This window comes from Streptomyces sp. NPDC002754 (assembly GCF_053592315.1).
On the sequence record NZ_JBSFVM010000003.1, the window covers coordinates 34,872 to 52,106 of the forward strand.

Annotated in this window: 15 protein-coding genes; 7 read left to right on the forward strand and 8 right to left on the reverse strand. The window is 70.5% G+C overall.

Annotated elements, in window-relative coordinates; translation table 11 throughout:
* Window positions 1-107: 107 nt before the first annotated feature.
* Window positions 108-362 carry a hypothetical protein gene (locus tag ACWD2L_RS09965; protein ID WP_451188278.1) on the reverse strand — a complete coding sequence of 85 codons (255 nt, stop codon included), beginning with the start codon at window positions 360-362 and terminating at the stop codon, window positions 108-110.
* A 205-nt stretch (window positions 363-567) separates the two neighbouring features.
* Here ACWD2L_RS09965 and ACWD2L_RS09970 point away from each other — a divergent pair, with 205 nt between their 5' ends.
* Window positions 568-1,026, forward strand: coding sequence for a MarR family winged helix-turn-helix transcriptional regulator (locus tag ACWD2L_RS09970; RefSeq protein ID WP_451189366.1), 459 nt, complete (start codon window positions 568-570; stop codon window positions 1,024-1,026).
* Window positions 1,027-1,101: 75 nt separating this feature from the next.
* On the opposite strand, the gene ACWD2L_RS09975 is transcribed toward ACWD2L_RS09970, so the two are convergent.
* Window positions 1,102-2,133 (reverse strand): ATP-binding protein, encoded by a 1,032-nt coding sequence (locus ACWD2L_RS09975; protein WP_451188280.1) that lies wholly within the window; start codon window positions 2,131-2,133, stop codon window positions 1,102-1,104.
* A gap of 53 nt (window positions 2,134-2,186) precedes the next feature.
* A complete protein-coding gene (locus tag ACWD2L_RS09980; protein ID WP_451188283.1) occupies window positions 2,187-2,474 on the reverse strand; it encodes a hypothetical protein in 288 nt (95 codons plus the stop codon).
* 198 nt (window positions 2,475-2,672) lie between these two features.
* On the opposite strand from ACWD2L_RS09980, the gene ACWD2L_RS09985 reads away from it, so the two are divergent.
* Entirely contained in the window at window positions 2,673-3,128 is a 456-nt protein-coding gene (locus ACWD2L_RS09985; protein WP_451188285.1) for an SsgA family sporulation/cell division regulator, read from the forward strand.
* Window positions 3,129-3,197: 69 nt separating this feature from the next.
* Window positions 3,198-3,575, forward strand: a complete 378-nt coding sequence (locus ACWD2L_RS09990) for a hypothetical protein (RefSeq protein ID WP_451188288.1) — start codon at window positions 3,198-3,200, stop codon at window positions 3,573-3,575.
* Here the strand turns inward: ACWD2L_RS09990 and ACWD2L_RS09995 are convergent.
* The 5 genes from ACWD2L_RS09995 to ACWD2L_RS10015 all read right to left on the reverse strand — a co-directional run bounded on the left by ACWD2L_RS09995 (window position 3,545) and on the right by ACWD2L_RS10015 (window position 11,751).
* Entirely contained in the window at window positions 3,545-5,497 is a 1,953-nt protein-coding gene (locus ACWD2L_RS09995; protein ID WP_451188291.1) for a DUF2264 domain-containing protein, read from the reverse strand. The genes ACWD2L_RS09990 and ACWD2L_RS09995 overlap by 31 nt on opposite strands.
* A gap of 48 nt (window positions 5,498-5,545) precedes the next feature.
* Window positions 5,546-7,939, reverse strand: coding sequence for a polysaccharide lyase 8 family protein (locus ACWD2L_RS10000; RefSeq protein WP_451188294.1), 2,394 nt, complete (start codon window positions 7,937-7,939; stop codon window positions 5,546-5,548).
* Window positions 7,940-7,960: 21 nt separating this feature from the next.
* Window positions 7,961-9,337, reverse strand: coding sequence for a M60 family metallopeptidase (locus ACWD2L_RS10005; protein ID WP_451188297.1), 1,377 nt, complete (start codon window positions 9,335-9,337; stop codon window positions 7,961-7,963).
* 216 nt (window positions 9,338-9,553) lie between these two features.
* Entirely contained in the window at window positions 9,554-10,684 is a 1,131-nt protein-coding gene (locus tag ACWD2L_RS10010) for a LacI family DNA-binding transcriptional regulator (RefSeq protein ID WP_451188300.1), read from the reverse strand.
* 80 nt (window positions 10,685-10,764) lie between these two features.
* Entirely contained in the window at window positions 10,765-11,751 is a 987-nt protein-coding gene (locus ACWD2L_RS10015; RefSeq protein ID WP_451189369.1) for a hydroxyacid dehydrogenase, read from the reverse strand.
* A gap of 346 nt (window positions 11,752-12,097) precedes the next feature.
* On the opposite strand from ACWD2L_RS10015, the gene ACWD2L_RS10020 reads away from it, so the two are divergent.
* From ACWD2L_RS10020 to ACWD2L_RS10035, 4 genes are all read left to right on the forward strand, one after another.
* Window positions 12,098-13,054 (forward strand): ABC transporter permease, encoded by a 957-nt coding sequence (locus ACWD2L_RS10020; protein WP_451188303.1) that lies wholly within the window; start codon window positions 12,098-12,100, stop codon window positions 13,052-13,054.
* Between the two features lie 94 nt (window positions 13,055-13,148).
* Window positions 13,149-14,009: a carbohydrate ABC transporter permease gene (locus ACWD2L_RS10025; protein ID WP_451189372.1), complete on the forward strand. Its 861-nt coding sequence runs from the start codon at window positions 13,149-13,151 to the stop codon at window positions 14,007-14,009.
* A gap of 75 nt (window positions 14,010-14,084) precedes the next feature.
* Window positions 14,085-15,770 carry an extracellular solute-binding protein gene (locus tag ACWD2L_RS10030; protein WP_451188306.1) on the forward strand — a complete coding sequence of 562 codons (1,686 nt, stop codon included), beginning with the start codon at window positions 14,085-14,087 and terminating at the stop codon, window positions 15,768-15,770.
* On the forward strand, window positions 15,767-17,203 hold the full coding sequence (locus tag ACWD2L_RS10035) for a M1 family metallopeptidase (RefSeq protein ID WP_451188309.1): 1,437 nt from the start codon (window positions 15,767-15,769) through the stop codon (window positions 17,201-17,203). Before ACWD2L_RS10030 ends, ACWD2L_RS10035 begins: the two co-directional genes overlap by 4 nt.
* Window positions 17,204-17,235 lie beyond the last annotated feature (32 nt).

Genomic DNA, 17,235 nt, shown 5'->3' on the forward strand with positions numbered 1-17,235 from the left:
GAGCGGCCCGTCGGCTCGTGGCCGGGCGGGGGCAGGGGTGGGCGTCATTGCCCTGGGGAGGAGCGGAAGGTCGAGAGCTTTCGGGTGTGCGCGGGCGAGGAGGTCAGTCAGTCCTCGCGTCGCACACGGGCGGAGTCCACCCGCCCGGGGCGCAGGATGCGCACGTGGTGGCTCTCGCAGGCCGGGCAGCGCGCATCGCTGAGCGGCGACGGTACGCGACGCTCATCGACGTAGTACGTGGCGTGCAGCCTCCCGTAGTCGTCCGTGGCAAGCCGAATGGCGAACTCGGCCTCCCATCCATGACCACAGCTCAGGCAGACGAACGAATATCCTCGATGTACGAGTTCACTGCTCACGGTCATCACTTCCTCGAACCGGCCCCGCCATGCCGATGCGGGACGAGCTACGCCGAGAGTAACATTGCAGACTGCAATGGTGAACATGGGTGATGTGGAGAGAGTGGCAGCGGTGGACGGTCTGACCAGGCGTGACGACGAGACGGAGCACGTCGACGGAGCGGTCCCACAGCGCGTGGACGAGGAGACCAAGGAGGTCACCGAGACCGTGATGGCCGCCTCGCGGCTCCTCGTCGCCCTGTCGGCCCGTGCTCTCGCCTCCGTCGACGCCACGCTGACGCTGCCGCAGCTGCGGACGCTGGTGGTGCTCGACCGCTGCGGGCCGGTCAAACTCGCGGTGCTGGCGGCCACGTTGGGGGTGAATCCCTCGACGGCCCTGCGCATGGTGGACAAGCTGGAGGCCGGCGGCCTGGTCGACCGCAAGGCCAACCCGGCCAACCGCAGAGAGGTCGTCCTCCGGCTCACGCCTTCAGGTGCCTCCCTGGTACGTCAGGTGCTGGACCACCGCCACCAGGAGGTCGCCGCACTCGTCGGCACCCTCCCCGTCGGGGTCCGCGCCGGTCTCGTCGAGGGCCTGCGCGCCCTGACCGAAGCGGCGGACGACCTGGCAGTGGGACCGGGAGGCACGGCGCGGACCGCGGACGGCCTGCCGTCGGAGCCGGGCTTCTGAACCGGCGGGGCGTCGGTGTCCGCGTTGGAGGAGCGCCGCGCGGTCCTCACCCCCCGGTGCCTGCCGTCGCGAGTTTCACCGCGATGCGGTTGCGGGAGCCGATGCCGATGCCGAGTTGAAATGCCGGTCGAACTCGTCCGCCGCCTTTACGTACCGGGCCAGATGCCGGTCACGCGCGGCGCTCTCCTCGCCGGAGGTGGCCAGCTTCTCCGCCCCGTACTCGCGCAGGGTGTACAGCATCCGGTAGCGGGTGGCGCCGTCGGCACCGGTGCCGGGGCCGAACTCGTCCACTCGCTGCGCCATCGACTTGTCGACGAGGTCGATGAGCACCTCCAGCACCTCGTCCGAGCCCAACTCACCGAAACCGCACACCTCTTCGGTGGTCGCGAGGTCGAAGACGTCACCGAAGACGGAGAGCCGCGCCCACAGCCGCTGCTCACGGGCGTCGCACAGGTCGTGGCTCCAGTCGATGGTCGTACGCAGGGTCTGGTGGCGCGGCAGCGAGGTGCGGCGGCCGCCGGTCAGGAGCCGGAAGCGGTCCTCCAGGCGGTCGATGAGCTGGTTCAGCGGCACGGCTCGCAGCCGGACGGTGGCCAGCTCGATGGCGAGCGGCGTGCCGTCCAGGCGGCGGCACAGCCGCACCACGGCTACCCGGCCGGCGTCGGTGACCTCGAAGCCGGGGACGACCGCCGCAGCCCGCTGCTCGAAGAGGCAGACCGCCTCGCCGCCGGCGTCCGACACGCCGAGCGGCGACAGCGGGAAGGTGTGTTCGCCCGGCACATCCAGCGGCTGCCGGCTGGTGGCCAGGACGCGCACGCCGTCGGTCTCGAGCAACAGCACGTCCACGAGCTCGGCGCAGGCGTCCACCAGGTGCTCGCAGGTGTCCAGGACGACGAGTGCGGGCCTCTCCCGCAAGTGGTCGAGCACCACATCCAGTTGGGGACGCCCCGCTGCCTGCTCGGGAAGGTCGAGGCAGGCGGCGAGGGAGTGCGGCGGCAGGCCGGGGTCGCGCAGCGCGGACAGCTCCACCAGGCACACCGGCGTATCGGCCCCGGTGGTGCGGCCCGCGAGCGCGCGCAGTGTGCGGCGGGATGCGCGCAGGTCCATACGAACCGGTGAAGCTCGGCGTAATATCCGTTGCCGCGGTCAGGGTCATGGGCTCATCGACGGTCGTCCAAGTGGTCGGCGATCGCGTCGTGGCACACGTCTTCGGGGTCGACCTGAACGCTCGTGAGCGCGAAGACTCCGCTCTCCTTTTCCTTCTTCTCGCGCGCGGCCATCCACTTGTCGAGCTTCGCGATGCGGGCGTCGCAATCGGCGTGCGTGGGCTTCTCGGCCTGCCGCTCCGGAGCCGAGGGGGCGTTCAGCGCGAAGGTGGCGGCGAGCCCGCCCAGGCACAACACCGCCCACGCGGCGATCAGCACACGGCGGTTCATCGGCTTCGGCACCCCGGCATCCTACGAGGACATTGGCTCTGGTGTGCGAACAGTCGAACAGGATGCGTGGGAATGATGTTCATCGGGGACTATGCCAACGGCACTTCTGACTCCAGATCTAGCTTTGTTCGAGCGCCGTTCCGTGACATGTCGTGCCATCCACACCTGTCGGCCGGGGGCGGCGCGTCTTAGGGGAAGGGGATGGTCGGGGTGGGTCCTGACAGCGGGAGCGAGCGGCGACTCGAGGCAGATGTACGGGGGTTCGTCGTCGACGCGGCCGAGTTGGACGCGGCGGACGATGCGGTGCGGGGGCCGTGCGACGTCACGCTTCTCTACTGCGTGGATGATCCGCTGGTTGTCGAGTTGACCGTGTCGATGGTCGGGCTCCGGGACCAACACTGGGTGGTTTCCAGGGACTTGCTGTCCGACGGCCTGTCCGGCGGGGCGGGCATCGGTGACGTGACGGTGCGCCCTGTCGTCGACCCCGACGGCCCACCCGGTGTGGTGCTGCGGGCCCGTGACGCGGGACGTGCGCTCCACATCCGTATCGGGCACCAGGCCCTGCTGCTCTACCTTGCGCGCAGCCACGCGCTGGTGCCGTTCGGCAGCGAAGTGCAGCCCTCCCGGATCGACAAGGCGATCGAGGGGCTGCTCGCGCGCGGGTGACGGAGTCGGCCGTCATGGTGTGCGTGGTGTACCTGGTGTGGTCAGGTCGCCTGCGCGTACCGTCAGGACATGGACCCCGCCGCCACACCACGCGTTCTGGTCATCGGGCTCGATCCACGTCGAGTGCCAGGCCCGTGGGATCCCGAACCGGTCGTACGGGCCATCGAGGCGGGACTCGTCAAGTTCGCCGAACACGGCGTGGGAGTGGAGACGTGCCTGATCGGCCTTGACGGTACTGACGACGTGGCAGCCGTCGTCGGGAGTGCGCTGCGTGCCCGTGCGTGGGAGTGCGTCACTCTTGGCGGTGGACTACGGCACTCGGACGACGAGACCGAACTCCTCGAGCAGATCGTCAACTTGGTGCGAGAGTACGCGCCCGCCGCGGCCATCGCGTTCAACAGCTCCCCGGACACCACCTACGAGGCCGCCGCCCGCTGGCTCGAGTGAGGTGACACCTTCACCACCTCACCGTCCGGGAACGTGACGGCGACCCCGCCCGCCGCGTCCACGGCGCACGTGATCGCCTCCCGCAGCGCCCGCGGGTGCACCGCGTCGCGGGTGAGAACCACCAGGGTTACGTGGACGGTGGCGCCGCCGGGGTGAGCGAGGGAGCGAAGATACGGGGTCGCCGAGTGGGGGCCGAAGGCGTTCGCCTCCACCTCGCGGGCGACCCCGGCCTCCGTGTCCCAGCCGTGCAGGGCGACCACCGCGCTCGTCAGCCCCGCTTCCGTACGTGCCAGGGACCAGCCGGGGCCCTGGTCGGTGTGCGGCCGCACGGTGTCGGCGACCGCGTGCCCGCCCTCGCGGACGGTGACGTCCGCCGGGGCCTGCACCCGGTGCACGCGCAGTTCCCACGGGCCGTGCAGGACACTCGTCGACTCGATCGGGAACTCGGTGTCACTGTCGGGGAGTTGGGCATGGTGGCGGGATGACGCCCGGCGGCCCTCGCAGGTGAGGGGGTGGATGCGGCGGCGGCGCGACGGCGTGCCGCCGGGGGCGAGCAGCGCTATGTGGTTGTCGACGGTGCGGGACCAGGCGTGCGGGGCGGCCTCGGGGGCGGTCGCGGTGGAGTGGGCGAGCTTGGCGTAGTGCGGGTCGTCGTCGGCCGGCCCTTCGAGCGGGTTGTGGTCACTGCCGTGGTTGACCAGGCGGACGATGCCGTCGTGCGGAGTGCCGTGCAGCAGCCAGCCCGGCGCGGGCAGTGCGGTGTACTGCGTCTCCCGCTCCACGGGCAGGGGGAGCTCAGGGTCGGTCCACACCGGGTGCTCGGCGGGCAGGAGGAGCCCCAGGAAGCCCTTGCTCGACCAGTACGGTGAGGCAGGCCCTGAGTACGGCTGCGTGGTCGGCAGGTGTGTGTCGTACCAGCCCAGCGGCTGGAGTCCCCGCTCGTCCGGTACGCCGCGCTCGGCGAAGTGCCTTGCCGTGCCCGAGGCCAGACGGCGCGTCAGGCCGGGCGCCAGGGGGGTGCAGTCGGCCAGTGCCCCCAGCCACACGGGCGCGGCCGTCGCCATGCGGTACGTCAGGGACCGCCCCTGGTGCACGGGCGCGCCGTCCGCGCCGAAGAACTGCGGGTACGTCTCCAGGAACAGCGAGAGCCGTTCCCGATAGGTCCTCGCGCGGCCGCCGTCGACGTCCGCGCCCGCGATCCTGGCCCACAACAGCGGGTAGAGGTGCAGGGCCCAGCCGTTGTAGTAGTCGAAATTGCGGCCGTCGCCGTCGCTGTACCAGCCGTCGCCGACGTACCAGTCCTCGATCCGGTCGAGTCCGCCGTCGATGTCGCTCTGGCGGTACGGAGCGCCGACCGAGGCGAGGAACTGCTCCGCCACCACCTGGAACAGGCGCCAGTTGTTGTCCCACGTGCGGGCGCCCACGAATCCCGAGAGCCAGTCGACCACCTGTTCCTGGACCCGGCCGTCGAGCCGGTCCCAGATCCAGGGGCGGGTCTCGTGCAGGCCGATCGCGATCGAGGCCGCCTCCACCATCTGCTGGGAGCAGTCCGTGAGTTCGGGCCAGGCCTCCGCATGGTCACGGTCCGTGCCCGTTGTCAGACCCTGCGTATACCTTTCCATCAGGTAGGAGATGGCCGGGTCCTCGGTCCCGTTCCCCGACCCCGCCGTGTCCTTGCCCGCGCCCGCGATCCGGAATGAGGCCAGCAGAAATGTCCGAGCGAAGCCTTCGAGCCCGTCCAGCACCACCCCTGACCAGCTGCCCCGCCCCGGGAGCCGGTACTGCGCGAATCCCGGTGTCGCGTAGGGGACCAGCGCCGCCAACTGGCGGTCGGCGAGGGCCTCCCAGTGGGCCCGGGTCCACCCCGTCAGCGGGGAGCGGACGCGGTCGGTCGGCGGCAGGGAGAGGTACGGGGCGGGCATGGTGGCTCGACGGCTCCTCGGTCGGGTCGGGCTGGGCGGTGGGCTGCTCTACGCGAGGTCGGCGGTGTGCGTATGGCCGTGCGAGCCCGCGACGCGGACCGTGACCACCGGGCGGCGGCCCAGTGTGACCGAGACCGTGTCGTCGGCGCGGACCACGCGCCGTACGGCGAAGGGGAGTTCGACGGACAGGGTGGTCCCGGTGCGTCCGGGGTCGGACACGGCGACGGTGGTGCCGTCGTCCCGGCGACGGACGAGCACGGTGCCCGGGCCGTCCGAGCGCAGCCCGTCGACGGATCCCGCCGCCCAGAAATGCGCGGCGAGCAGCCCGACCCGGGGTGATGCGACGGCCTGGACGGTCGTGCTGTTCGCGAGGACGCGCGCGGGTGTGGAGCGGGACCAGGCGGCGGTGGCGGCGGCCGTCGCGCCCGGCAGCAGGACGTAGGCGTAGGAAGCGGATTCGGGGGAGGGGCCGTGATCGAACCAGAGGGTGGCGTAGCGCCGGGTGACCGGGGTGGTGGAACCGCCGGTGTCCGTGCCGGTGTTGAGGGAGCGCCAGGCGCCGGTGCGTTCCTCGCGCAGTGCGCGCAGGGGGCCGCCGGCCGGAAAGACGTAGCCGCCCGTGCCCTCCAGGTGTGCCCAGCGTGCGTCGATGAGCCGTGCCGACCAGCCCGGTTCGCTGGGCCGCGGGCGGTTGTCGACGGTGAGCAGGGGAGCGCCGTCGGCGTGCAGGTTCCGGTTCTCCACGACGGTCTCGACGGTGCGGCCGTCGCTCGCGGTGATGCCGGAACCCAGCGCGAGGACCGCGTTGTCGAGGAAGAACCACGCCTTCTTGGCGCGCAGCGTCGACCCGTCGGCGATCAGCTCCATCGCCGCCGCCCCGTACCGGAAGTCGAGCACCGCGCCGCCCGCGACCGCGTTCTTCGGGCGGAAGGTGCCGGTCCCGGGCGCGGTGCCGAGGTCGGCCCGTCTGCGGGTGTCCACGGTGGTGCCCGGCAGCCGGTAGGGGTTCACCGTCGGCCAGAAGTCGTCACCGAAGGCGTCGAGGTCGTCGCCGTCGTACAGGTACGTCATGCCGTCGCCGGTGTACCAGCCGTGCAGGTTCTCGCCGTTGCCCGCCTCGTACGCCGCGATGCGCTTGGAGGACAGGGACAGGGCGCACGACCAGCCGGGCCGCCGGTGCACCACACGGTCCATGTCGGCGAACACGTAGTGGCCGGTGAGCCGCTCCGCGGGGCGTACCGCCGTGTCGGCGAGGAGGGCCTTCGCGCGGGCCAGGGCGGGCACGTCGACGAGATGCAGGTACGGGGTGTCCCGGTTGCGCAGGATCCAGCCCTTGACGGTCGAGCGCCAGCGGTCCGCGTACGACTGCGGTGCGCCATCGGCCAGTTGGAGGATGAACGAGGCGGTGGCCGCCCCGTCGGTGTGGTCGCGGGCCCGTTCGCGCGAGATGGCGCGGCCGCGCAGCGCGTCCATCATCACGCCGTCGAAGAGCACGGGCACGAAGGACCGCTCGACCGCCTCGTACAGCACCTTCACGGCCGGGTCGGTGACGGACCACTGCGAGCCGGCGAGCAGCGCGATCAGCTGTCCCGCGCTGCCGAGCAGGACGCCGCCGTAGGTGCCGGTGTAGGCGACCGAGGAGTGCTGGACGAACGAGCCGTCCTCGTAGAAGCCGTCGCCCGAGGTGACGTACTGGAACAGGCTGTTCTTGCCGTCGTCGCGCACGTCCGAGAGCCCGTCGCGGGCCAGCGCGACGGCATCCGGGTCGCCGGCGAGCAGTCCGCGCAGGGCGACGATGACGGCCTTGTCCGCGCGGTTGGCGCCCGTCTCCGCCAGCGTCGGGGAGTTCGTGCGCCGGTCGGCGTCGGGCACGAACGTGGCGACCGTCTTGAGGTACGAGGACAGATCGTCGGCGGGTAGGTGTGCGCGCAGCAGGACACATGTGTCGAGCAGGGCTCGCGGTGCGCCGATCTCCCAGAACCACCAGTTGCCCGATTCGGAGCGGGCGTCGTTGTAGCCGGTGGTGTGCAGAAAACGCAGCGCGTCGAGGATCCCGTCGCGCACGGCGGTGTCGTCGGTGAGGGAGGTACCGGGGCTCGCCCAGGCCGTGGCGATCGTACGCAGCCGGGTGTAGCTCTGGCCGAACATGCCCGGGTCGGAGGCAGGAGCCAGATCGGACCACAGGGCTGTGCGTCCCGTGGAGTGGTCGACGTTGTGCCACCAGTCCGCGGCCTGCTTGTCCAGGGCGGCCAGCGCGGCGGCGACATCGGGGTCGTCCGGGTCGACGTCGCCGCCGGTGAGCTGCTCGGCCGCCCGCGCGAGCAGCGGCCCGTAGGGGTCCTCGGCCGCGGCGGCGGCCACGGCGCCGAGACCGAGGGGAAGCGTCGTCGCCACGGCGCCCGTGCCCATGAGGGCGAGGGTGCGGCGTCTGCTCAGCTGCATGGTCGGTGTTCGCCCTTCGGGTCAGTCGGTCAGTGTCGCCGGGTCGACGGACGGCTTCGGGAGCCCGAGCGCGGCGAGCTCCGCGCGCCCCTGCGCGTCGATCGGCAGCGCCCAGGTGGTGATGAAGAAGTCCGTGAGGTCGCGCCCCGCGATGCGGCTCGCGTAGAGGGCGAGGGCCCGGTAGCGCCCAGCGTCGTCCGAGGAGTCCGACTGCGGGTTCTCCTCGCGCACCAGCCGGTGCAGCCGCGGCCAGAACGAGTCGCCGAAGGCCAGCTCCAGCTGCCGCAGCGGAACCAGCTTCTCGTAGGCCCCGAAGGACTTCTCGTACGTGAGCCCGTCCGTGCCGAACTTGGCGCGGGCCGACTGGAAGGGGTTAAGACCCGTCGCCGCGTCGACGGTCAGCAGATTGGAGGGCTGACCCAGGGCACGCTGCACGGCCAGGGAGTAGACGTTGACGGTGACCTCGGTCATCGCCCCGGGCTTGTAGGCGAACTGCTGATGCAGATGGCCGAGTTCGTGGTATAGGCCCCAGCCGCGGGTGCGCAGCCCCTGCACCGTCGTGGCCCGGTCGAGGTAGGCGCGCGGGAAGCCGTTGTAACCGTGGGTGGCGTACGCGCCGACGCCGGACGGCACCACCGACACCTCGGTGAAGTGGTAGCCGCCCGCCTTGGGCCGGTGCACGGGCTTGGAGCCGTCGAGACCGCTGATCGCGGACTCCGCGTCGATGATCTGCTCAAGGAGGCGCAGCAGCTCCGCGTGGTTCTCTTCGCGGTAGAGGAGGGCGCCTTCACGGGTCAGCGTCACGATCGAGCGCGGGCCGTGCAGTTCCACGACCGGCGCATCGGTCATGGTGGCCAACTGCCGCTGAAAGTCGGCCTCCTCGGTGCTCCCGAGCGTGAACACGGGCATGGGAACGCTGCCGCTCTTGAACGAGGCCGTGGCTCTCTCCCCGGCGCCTTCCAGGGAGAAGTAGACGGGCCCGCCGTGCGGGTCGGTGACCGTGTTGGCGCCCGCCTTGAGCGGGTAGCTCCGCGGAGCCTTCAGCGTGGCGTAGTAGTCCCACCGGCCGATCCACATCGTGGGCAGTACTCCGTCGTGGGGCTGTACGTCCAGGCGCAGCGGGGTGCCCGCGGTGACGTAGCGGCCCGTCGGCTGGAACTCGGAGGCGCGCAGGGCCTGCCCGAGGCGCAGCCGTTCGGCCTCGCCGGAGGGGCGGGCGGTCAGCCGCACGGTCGCGGAGGTGGCGGCCTGCGCGGTGCCCGCGCTGAGGGTGAGGCCGAGGCCGGCGGCGGCTCCGACACCGGCGAGCGCGGTGAGCACCGTGCGCCGTCCGGGCCCGGGGTGCATCTCGGGGCGGTCGGCGGGGGCGTGGTCGAGGGACGTGTCGGCAGGGCGCATGCAGGGACTCCCCAGGGGACGAAGGACGTCGGAAGGATGAGTGGGACGTGGTGCGTGCGAACTGGGTGCGTGCGAACTGGGCGCCAGCATGTAAGCGTTTGCTGCCGTGAGGCAAGGTCTTGGCGAGATTTACTGCTCGTTACTACGCCAAGTGGCCCCGAAACAAGCAGAATCGAGCAGATGGGTGGGGTGGCCCGGTGTGCCGGCCCGCGCGGCTCAGGGCCGGCGGCGGCCCCCGCGCTCGCGCGGAGCCGCCGCGGGAGGTGCCACGGAGTCGCGGACCACGATGTGCGTGCCCAGGCGCAGCGCTCCGGTCGTGGGGGCGCGCCAGTCGTCCTCGTCCCCGCCGTTCAGGGCGACCCGCACGGCCTGCCGGCCCATCTCCTCCAGCGGGATGCGGACCGTCGTCAGGCGTGGCCGCAATTCCTGGGCGACCGGGATGTCGTCGTAGCCGACGAGCGACACGTCCTGCGGCACGCGGAGCCCGGCCTCTTCCAGCGCCTGCGCCGCGCCCGCCGCGACGATGTCGTTGGCCGCGAAGACTGCCGTGAACTCCGGCCCGTCCCGCAGCAGTTCACTCATGCGCCGGTAGCCGAAGGACCGGCCGAAGGCGCCCGGCTGCTCCAGCTCGGGGACGCGGTCGATGCCGCGCAGTTCGAGCGCGCGCCGGTGGCCGGCCAGCCGGTCGCGCGCCGTCGACAGGGCGGGCGGGCCGCCCAGGTAGAGGATCCGCCGGTGCCCTTGGGTGATCAGGTGATCGGTGATGGCGAACGCGCCGCCCTCGTTGTCGTACTCCACGTCCACGGTGGGCACCCCTGCGCCGAGCGAGGGGCGCCCGCACAGCACGAGCTTCGCACCGTCCGCCGCCAACTCGTGGGCCCTACGGGAGAGTTCCTCCTGATATTCGGGGTCGTCGACGCTCCCGCCGACCAGCACCACCGCGTCCGCCCGCCGCTCGTGCATCAGCTCGATGAAGGCCAGCTCGCGCTGCGGATCGCCCTGCGTGCAGCACACAAGGCACAGTCGATTGCCCGCGGTCGCCTCGCGTTCGACGCCGCGTGCGATGTACGCGTAGAACGGGTCGATCAGTTCGCTCACGATGATGCCGACGGTGCGCCCGGAACTGCCGGCGAGGGCGCGGGCATGGGCGTTGGCCACGTAACCCAGTTCGCGCGCCGCCGCCTCGACGCGCTCGCGCGTGGCGGCGGCCACCGGGTAGTTGCGGTTCATCACGCGGGAGACCGTGGCGGTGGAGACACCGGCGCGCTTGGCGACGTCGACCACCGTCGCGCGGCGCTGCTCACGGTGACCGGAGCCGCCGGGCGCCGTCGATCGTTGCCGGGCCATTCGGCCCACCCCCTGGTGATCCTGCCGTGCCGTTCCTGCTCCGCCCGCCCCAGAGCTTATGCCGTGCGGGGTGGGCCCGGTCACGCGATGTGCTCCAAGTCGTCGAGGCGGACCGGGTGGTCGAGCGGGGCGCCGTGCGCGTACCGCGTGAGCTCGTCGACGGCGAGCGCGCCGAGCCGGCCCACCTCGTTGCCCTGGGCGCCCGCCATGTGTGGCGTGATGAGGACGTTGGGCAGGTCCCACAGCGGGTGGTCGGCGGGCAGCGGCTCCGGGTCCGTCACATCGAGCACGGCGTCGATCCGCCCGCTGACCAGATGCTCCACCATGGCTTCCGTGTCCACGAGGGGCCCGCGCGCCGTGTTGACCAGCAGGGTGCCCGGCCGCAGCAGGTCCAGGCGGCGGGCGTCGAGCAGTTGCCGGGTCTCATCGGTGTCGGGCGCGTGCAGGGTGACCACGTCGCTCGTGGTGAGCAGGGTGTCCAGGTCGGTGCGGGTGACACCGAGCAGGACGGCCTCGGTGTCCTCGATGTACGGGTCGTACAGGAGGACCTCGACGTCGAGCGTGCGCAGCAGCCGCACCACCCGGCGGCCGACGTGCGAGGCGCCGACGACGCCGACGGTGAGGCCGCGGGTGCCGAGCCAGTGGTGCCGGTCGAGGTCGGCGTCGGTGCGGTGGGTGCGCCGTGTACGGAAGAGATGCGCGAGCGGGAAGGTCCGCTTGGCGCCCATGATGATCGCCGCGAGGGTGAACTCGGCGACCGGCACGGCATTGGCGGCGGCGGCCGACGACACGGCGATACCGCGCTCGTAGGCCTCCCGCCCCAAGAAGGGCTTGACGGTGCCGGCCGCGTGGATGACCGCGCGCAGCCGGGGGGCCCCGTCGAGCACGGTGGTGTCGATGGGCGGGCAGCCCCAGCCGGTGAGCAGCACCTCGCACTCGGCGAGCGCGGAGCGCGCCTGCGGGCTGGTGAACTCGCGCAGGACGTGCGGCGGCCGGATGTCGGCCGTGTCCTCGAGCCGGACCCGCACGGCGGGAGGGAAGACGTCGTCGACGACCGATGAGTGCATCGCCAGAACCGTACGGGGCCGCCGTGGGGGCGGTGTGGTGTCGGTGGCCGCGGCCTCGGCCCCGGTCGACACCTCGTCAGTGGTACGCACCCTGCCTCCGGACAGTAAACGTGTTCTATCAGATGACCGAACGCTAAGGACACCGTCGTGGGACCGTCAACCCAAAGATCCGCCTCAATCGGTGAGTTGGCAGGTCACAGCCTCAAATCCCGTTCAGAAAAGTCATGTTGGAGGGCCACCACCGTGCAGGGCTTGCCCGCATCTCTTGACGACAGGGTTAAACGCTTACTAACTTGCCGCCGCAGTAACGCAGTTCTTGCGCCACCCGGCCGAACAGGACCGCCCCATGACTGCTACCGCGCCACTCTCAGTACCCCGCACCCTCCGCAGAACCCTGTGGCAGCGCGTCAAGCGCGACAAGGTGATGCTGCTGCTCTGCCTGCCCGGCTTCCTGTACTTCGTGGTGTTCCACTACGTGCCGCTGCTCGGCTACATGGTGGCGTTCCAGGACTACCAGCCCTACCTGGGCTACATGCACAGCGCCTGGACGGGCTTCGCCAACTTCGCGAGCGCCTTCGCCGACCCCGACTTCTGGTCGGCCACAGGCAACACGCTGAAGATCGCCCTGGTTCAACTGGTCCTGTTCTTCCCCGTGCCGATCGGGCTCGCGCTGCTGCTCAGCAGCATCGTCAGCGACAAGCTGCGGCGCTTCGTGCAGAGCGTCGTGTACCTGCCGCACTTCATCGGCTGGGTCATCATCGTCTCGATCTTCCAGCAGATCCTCGGTGGCGCCGGGGTGGTCCCGGACCTGCTGGAAGCGGTCGGCCTGCCGCACTACGACATGATGACCGACCCGAACGCGTTCCCCTGGCTGCTCGCGCTGCAGGTCATGTGGAAGGACGCCGGCTGGGGCACCATCATCATCCTCGCCGCCCTGCTCAACATCGACCGAGGCCTGTACGAGGCGGCCGCCATGGACGGCGCCGCGCGATGGCGCCGGTTCTGGCACGTGACGCTGCCCGGCCTCGCCCCGGTCCTCGTGCTGCTGCTGATCCTCAACCTCGGCAACATTCTGACCGTCGGCTTTGAACAGATCCTTTTGCAGCGTGACGCCGTCGGCCCCGGCGCCGGCGAAGTGCTCGATACGTATGTCTACTTCCACGGCATCAAGGACAACCAGTGGGGCACCGCGGCCGCCGTCGGCCTGGTGAAGGCGGTCATCGGCACGGCCCTGGTCATCGGCGCCAACAAGTTCGCCCACCGGCTCGGACACGAAGGGGTGTACAGAGGTGCTGACCGCTGAGACGACCGCCGTGCGGACGCGCCGCAAGGCCGCGCCCGCGACACAGAGCACCGGGGACGGCGAACTCCGCCCGTCGGGTGCCCGACCGCCCTGGATGGAGCGACCCACCAGAGCGGGTCTCTTCCTCAAGGGCCTCGCCCTGGTCGTGGTCGTGGCCCTCGTCGCGTACCCGCTGCTCGGTGTGATCGGGACGAGCTTCGCCTCGCAGACCGACATCATCCACGCCAACGGGTTGGTCCTGTGGCCCGACCACCCCAACCTCGACGCCTACCGCACCGCCTTCACCGGAGGCCGGGTCACCCGCGCCCTGTTCGTGAGCGTCGCGGTCACCCTCGCGGGCACCGCGTGCAGCCTGCTCGCCACCATCGGCATGGCGTACGGGCTGTCGCGGCGCGGCATCGTCGGCGGCCGCTTCCTGCTGATGACGGCCCTGTTCACGATGCTGTTCAACGCGGGCGTCATCCCCAACTTCCTGCTGGTCAAGGAGCTCGGCCTCTACAACACCTTCGCCGCCCTGGTCCTGCCGACCATGGTCAGCGCCTTCAACCTCGTGGTGATGCGGGCGTTCTTCATGAACCTGCCGGAGGAGCTGTACGACGCCGCGAAGGTCGACGGCGCGGGCGACTTTCGCACCCTGACACGCGTGGTGCTGCCGCTGTCGAAGGCCGTCATCGCCGTCGTCGGCCTCTTCTACGCGGTCGCCTACTGGAACGCGTACTTCAACGCCCTGCTCTACCTCGGCGACAACGACAAGTGGCCGCTGCCCATGGTGCTGCGCACCTTCATCCTCCAGGGGCAGAACCTCGACACCGCCGCGGCCGGTGAGGCGATAGCCCCGCAGCAGGCCGTGCAGATGGCCGTGCTCGTGATCGCGGTCGTGCCGATCCTGCTCGTCTACCCGTTCCTCCAGCGCTACTTCACCAAGGGCGTCCTCACCGGCGCCGTCAAGGGCTGAGACGCCCCGGGGCCCCGCACACCGGCCGCCACCCCCCGACTTCCCGTGTGCCCCTTCACGTTGAGGAGACTTCGCATGCCCGGCACCACGACCATGAACCGCCGCACCTTGCTCCGCTGGGGTGCGGGCGCCGGGCTCGGCGTCGCCGCCGCGCCCCTGCTCGCCGCGTGCGGCGACGGCGGCACGGCCGCCAAGGCGGAGGCCAAGAGCGGCAAGCTGCTGCCGGCCACGGCGATGCGCAACATCGGCATCGAGGCCGACCTGCCCGGCACTGCCGCGGGCGTCCCCGCCGCGTTCCTGAAGTACCCCACCGAGTTGGCCCGGGCCACCAAGGGCACCCCGCTCAAGGGGGCCAAGAAGATCACGGCGGTCACCGAGACCTTCGCCCCGCTGCCCCCGGACCGCGGCAAGAACGTCGCCTGGCGGGAGATCGAGAAGCTGCTGGGCGCCAAGGTCGACTTCACGGCGGTACCGGCCGACGACTATCCGGCGAAGTTCTCCACGATGGTCGCCGGTGACCAGCTGCCCGACATCTTCATGTACCCGGAGACCGGCGGCGTCGACAACAAGGCGGCCTTCCTCGCCTCCACCTGCGCGGACCTCACCCCGTACCTCGCCGGTGGCAAGGTCAAGGAGTACCCCAACCTGGCGGCGATCCCCGAATACGCGTGGCAGGAGGCCATCTTCGGAGGCAAGCTCTACGGCATCCCGATCGCCCGCTCCGGCAGTGGCGGCGCCGGGTTCTACCGCGCGGACCTGTTCAAGCAGGCGGGAGTGTCCAGCCTCGACGAGATCGACAGCCTGGAGCGGCTCGTCGAGCTGGCCAAGGAGCTGACCGACACCAAGAAGAAGCAGTACTTCTTCACCGGCGGCAGCATGAATCTGCTCGCCCAGTCGGCCGGCGCCCAGTACTTCTGGACGCACGACACCAAGTCCGGCACGTGGACGTACCAGTTGGAGGACGAGGCCTACCGGCACGCCATCGAGACCGCCGCCAAGCTGTACAAGGCGGGCTGCTTCTACCCCGGCACCGTACAGATGTCGGGCGCTCAAAAGGCCCAGTACACCGACCTGTTCAAGAACGGCAAGGCCGCGTACGTGTACGACGGCATGCCCTCCTACCTCACCACCGGCACCGGATACGTCGACGCCATGTCCGCCATCGACAAGTCCTTCGACGTCCGCCCGATGGTGCCGGTCGGCAAGGACGCGGTCGCCTGGAGTGACAACCCCTCACTGGAGAACTGCCACATCACCAAGGCGAGCCGGAGCCGCGTCGAGGAGATCCTGCGCCTCGCCGACTTCGCCGCCGCACCCTTCGGCTCGCTCGAATACACGCTCATGAACTACGGCGTCGAGGGCACCGACTACAAGCGCGACAAGCACGGCACCCCCGTCCTCACCAAGCAGGGCACGCAGGACGTCACCGTGCCCTGGACGAAGCTGGCCTCGGCCGCCCCCGCGTTCTTCAGCGCCACACACCCCGAAGCGGCCCGCTACGCCCACGAGGCGTACACGAAGATCATTCCGATGCTGGCCGAGGACCCCACGCGGGGCTACACCTCGCCCACCTGGGACTCCAAGGGCCTCGGCAGCCTCTACACGATGCACCTCGACGGTGTGAAGGACCTCGTCACCGGGCGAAAGCCCCTCTCGTCGTACGACGACCTGGTGAAGAAGTGGCGCAAGGCGGGCGGCGACACGTGCCGCGCCGAGTTCAAGCAGGCGGCCGAGCAGAACGGGAAGAAGGGGTCCAAGTGAGCGCCGGCAGACGCACGTTCCTTACCGCAGCGGCCGGTGCGGCGGTCGCCGTCCCGTTGCTCGGCGCCCCGGCGCACGCCGCCGGCTTCGACCCCCGGCCCGGCTCCGACGGTGTCGGCGACCCACTGTTCCCGACGCTCGGAAACGGCGGATACCAGGTCGACCACTACGACCTCACCTTCGACTTCACCCCGGACACCTACGACTTCACGGCCGCGGTGACCCTGCACGCCCGGGCCACCCACGACCTGGCGGCCTTCAACCTCGACACCGACGGACACACCATCGACTCCGTCTCCGTCGAAGGACGGCAGGCGCGCACGGCCCTCTCCCTCGGCCAGTCCGGCCAGGAACTGACCGTCACCCCGGCCGCCCCGCTCCACAAGGGCACCCCGTTCACGACCACAGTCCGCTACCACGGCAACGGCAAGGCACCACGCGCTGGGCTCACCGGCTGGCGCTTCGGGACGGACGGCGGATTCGCCTCGGCCGTGCAGTCCTCGCGCGCGGACACCTTCCTGCCGTGCAACGACACCCCGTCGGACAAGGCCACCTGGGCCTTCCACATCACCGCGCCCAAGGACTACGTCGCCGCGGCCAACGGAGAGCTGACCGGCAAGGACCACCGAGGGGACGGCTCCACTGTGTGGCACTTCGCGCTGCGCGAGCGGATGCCCACCGAGCTGCTCGGTATCGCCGTCGTCAAGGGCACGTACCTGTACGGCAGTTCGCACGCTGGGCTGCCTCTGCGGCACATCGTCCCGCAAGGGCGCGAGGACTTCTACGCGCCGATCGTCGCCCGCACCCCGGACCACCTCGCCTGGCTGGAGGCGAAGTTCGGCCGGTACCCCTTCTCCGTCTACGGCGTGCACATCTACGACGGGTACACCGACGCCCTCGAGAACACGACGCTCACCCTGATGGGCACCAACTGGTTCAAGGACGACGCGGCCGGTCACCCCACGTACGAGAACACCATGGTCCACGAGTTGACCCACCAGTGGTTCGGCGACAGTGTCACCCCGCACGACTGGCAGCAGGCCTGGCTCAACGAGGGGCCCGCGGTGTACTACGCCGCCCTCTACAGCGAGGAGCGCGGCTGGTCCCGGATGGCCGACAAGATGAAGACCACGTACGACAAGTTGGATGCGATCCGCGCGAGCGACGGGCCTCCGGGGCTGCCGAAGGCGCTCGGCGGCACCAACATCTATGACGGTGGGGCGCTCGTGCTGTATGCGCTTCGGCTCCATGTGGGGCAGAGCAAGTTCGACCGGGTGATGGGGTTGTGGCCGCGGCGCTTCCGGGGGCGGACCGTCACGAGTGAGGACTTCATACGGCATGCCGTCGATGTGACGGGGGAGCGGGGTGTCGACCCGTTCCTGCGGGACTGGTTGTTCGGGGCGAAGAATCCGCCGATGCCTACGGGCGTTTGACCCGTGGTGGGTTCAGCCCAGCCCTCGTCGAC

What these genes read in the sequence shown, in the direction of transcription:
- ACWD2L_RS10010 (WP_451188300.1), bottom strand. Translation starts at nt 10,684, where the DNA reads ATGGCCCGGCAACGATCGACGGCGCCCGGCGGCTCCGGTCACCGTGAG.
- ACWD2L_RS10020 (WP_451188303.1), top strand. Translation starts at nt 12,098, where the DNA reads ATGACTGCTACCGCGCCACTCTCAGTACCCCGCACCCTCCGCAGAACC.
- ACWD2L_RS09970 (WP_451189366.1), top strand. Translation starts at nt 568, where the DNA reads ATGGCCGCCTCGCGGCTCCTCGTCGCCCTGTCGGCCCGTGCTCTCGCC.
- ACWD2L_RS09965 (WP_451188278.1), bottom strand. Translation starts at nt 362, where the DNA reads ATGACCGTGAGCAGTGAACTCGTACATCGAGGATATTCGTTCGTCTGC.
- ACWD2L_RS10025 (WP_451189372.1), top strand. Translation starts at nt 13,149, where the DNA reads ATGGAGCGACCCACCAGAGCGGGTCTCTTCCTCAAGGGCCTCGCCCTG.
- ACWD2L_RS09995 (WP_451188291.1), bottom strand. Translation starts at nt 5,497, where the DNA reads ATGCCCGCCCCGTACCTCTCCCTGCCGCCGACCGACCGCGTCCGCTCC.
- ACWD2L_RS10015 (WP_451189369.1), bottom strand. Translation starts at nt 11,751, where the DNA reads ATGCACTCATCGGTCGTCGACGACGTCTTCCCTCCCGCCGTGCGGGTC.
- ACWD2L_RS09990 (WP_451188288.1), top strand. Translation starts at nt 3,198, where the DNA reads ATGGACCCCGCCGCCACACCACGCGTTCTGGTCATCGGGCTCGATCCA.
- ACWD2L_RS10030 (WP_451188306.1), top strand. Translation starts at nt 14,085, where the DNA reads ATGCCCGGCACCACGACCATGAACCGCCGCACCTTGCTCCGCTGGGGT.
- ACWD2L_RS10005 (WP_451188297.1), bottom strand. Translation starts at nt 9,337, where the DNA reads ATGCGCCCTGCCGACACGTCCCTCGACCACGCCCCCGCCGACCGCCCC.
- ACWD2L_RS09975 (WP_451188280.1), bottom strand. Translation starts at nt 2,133, where the DNA reads ATGGACCTGCGCGCATCCCGCCGCACACTGCGCGCGCTCGCGGGCCGC.
- ACWD2L_RS10000 (WP_451188294.1), bottom strand. Translation starts at nt 7,939, where the DNA reads ATGCAGCTGAGCAGACGCCGCACCCTCGCCCTCATGGGCACGGGCGCC.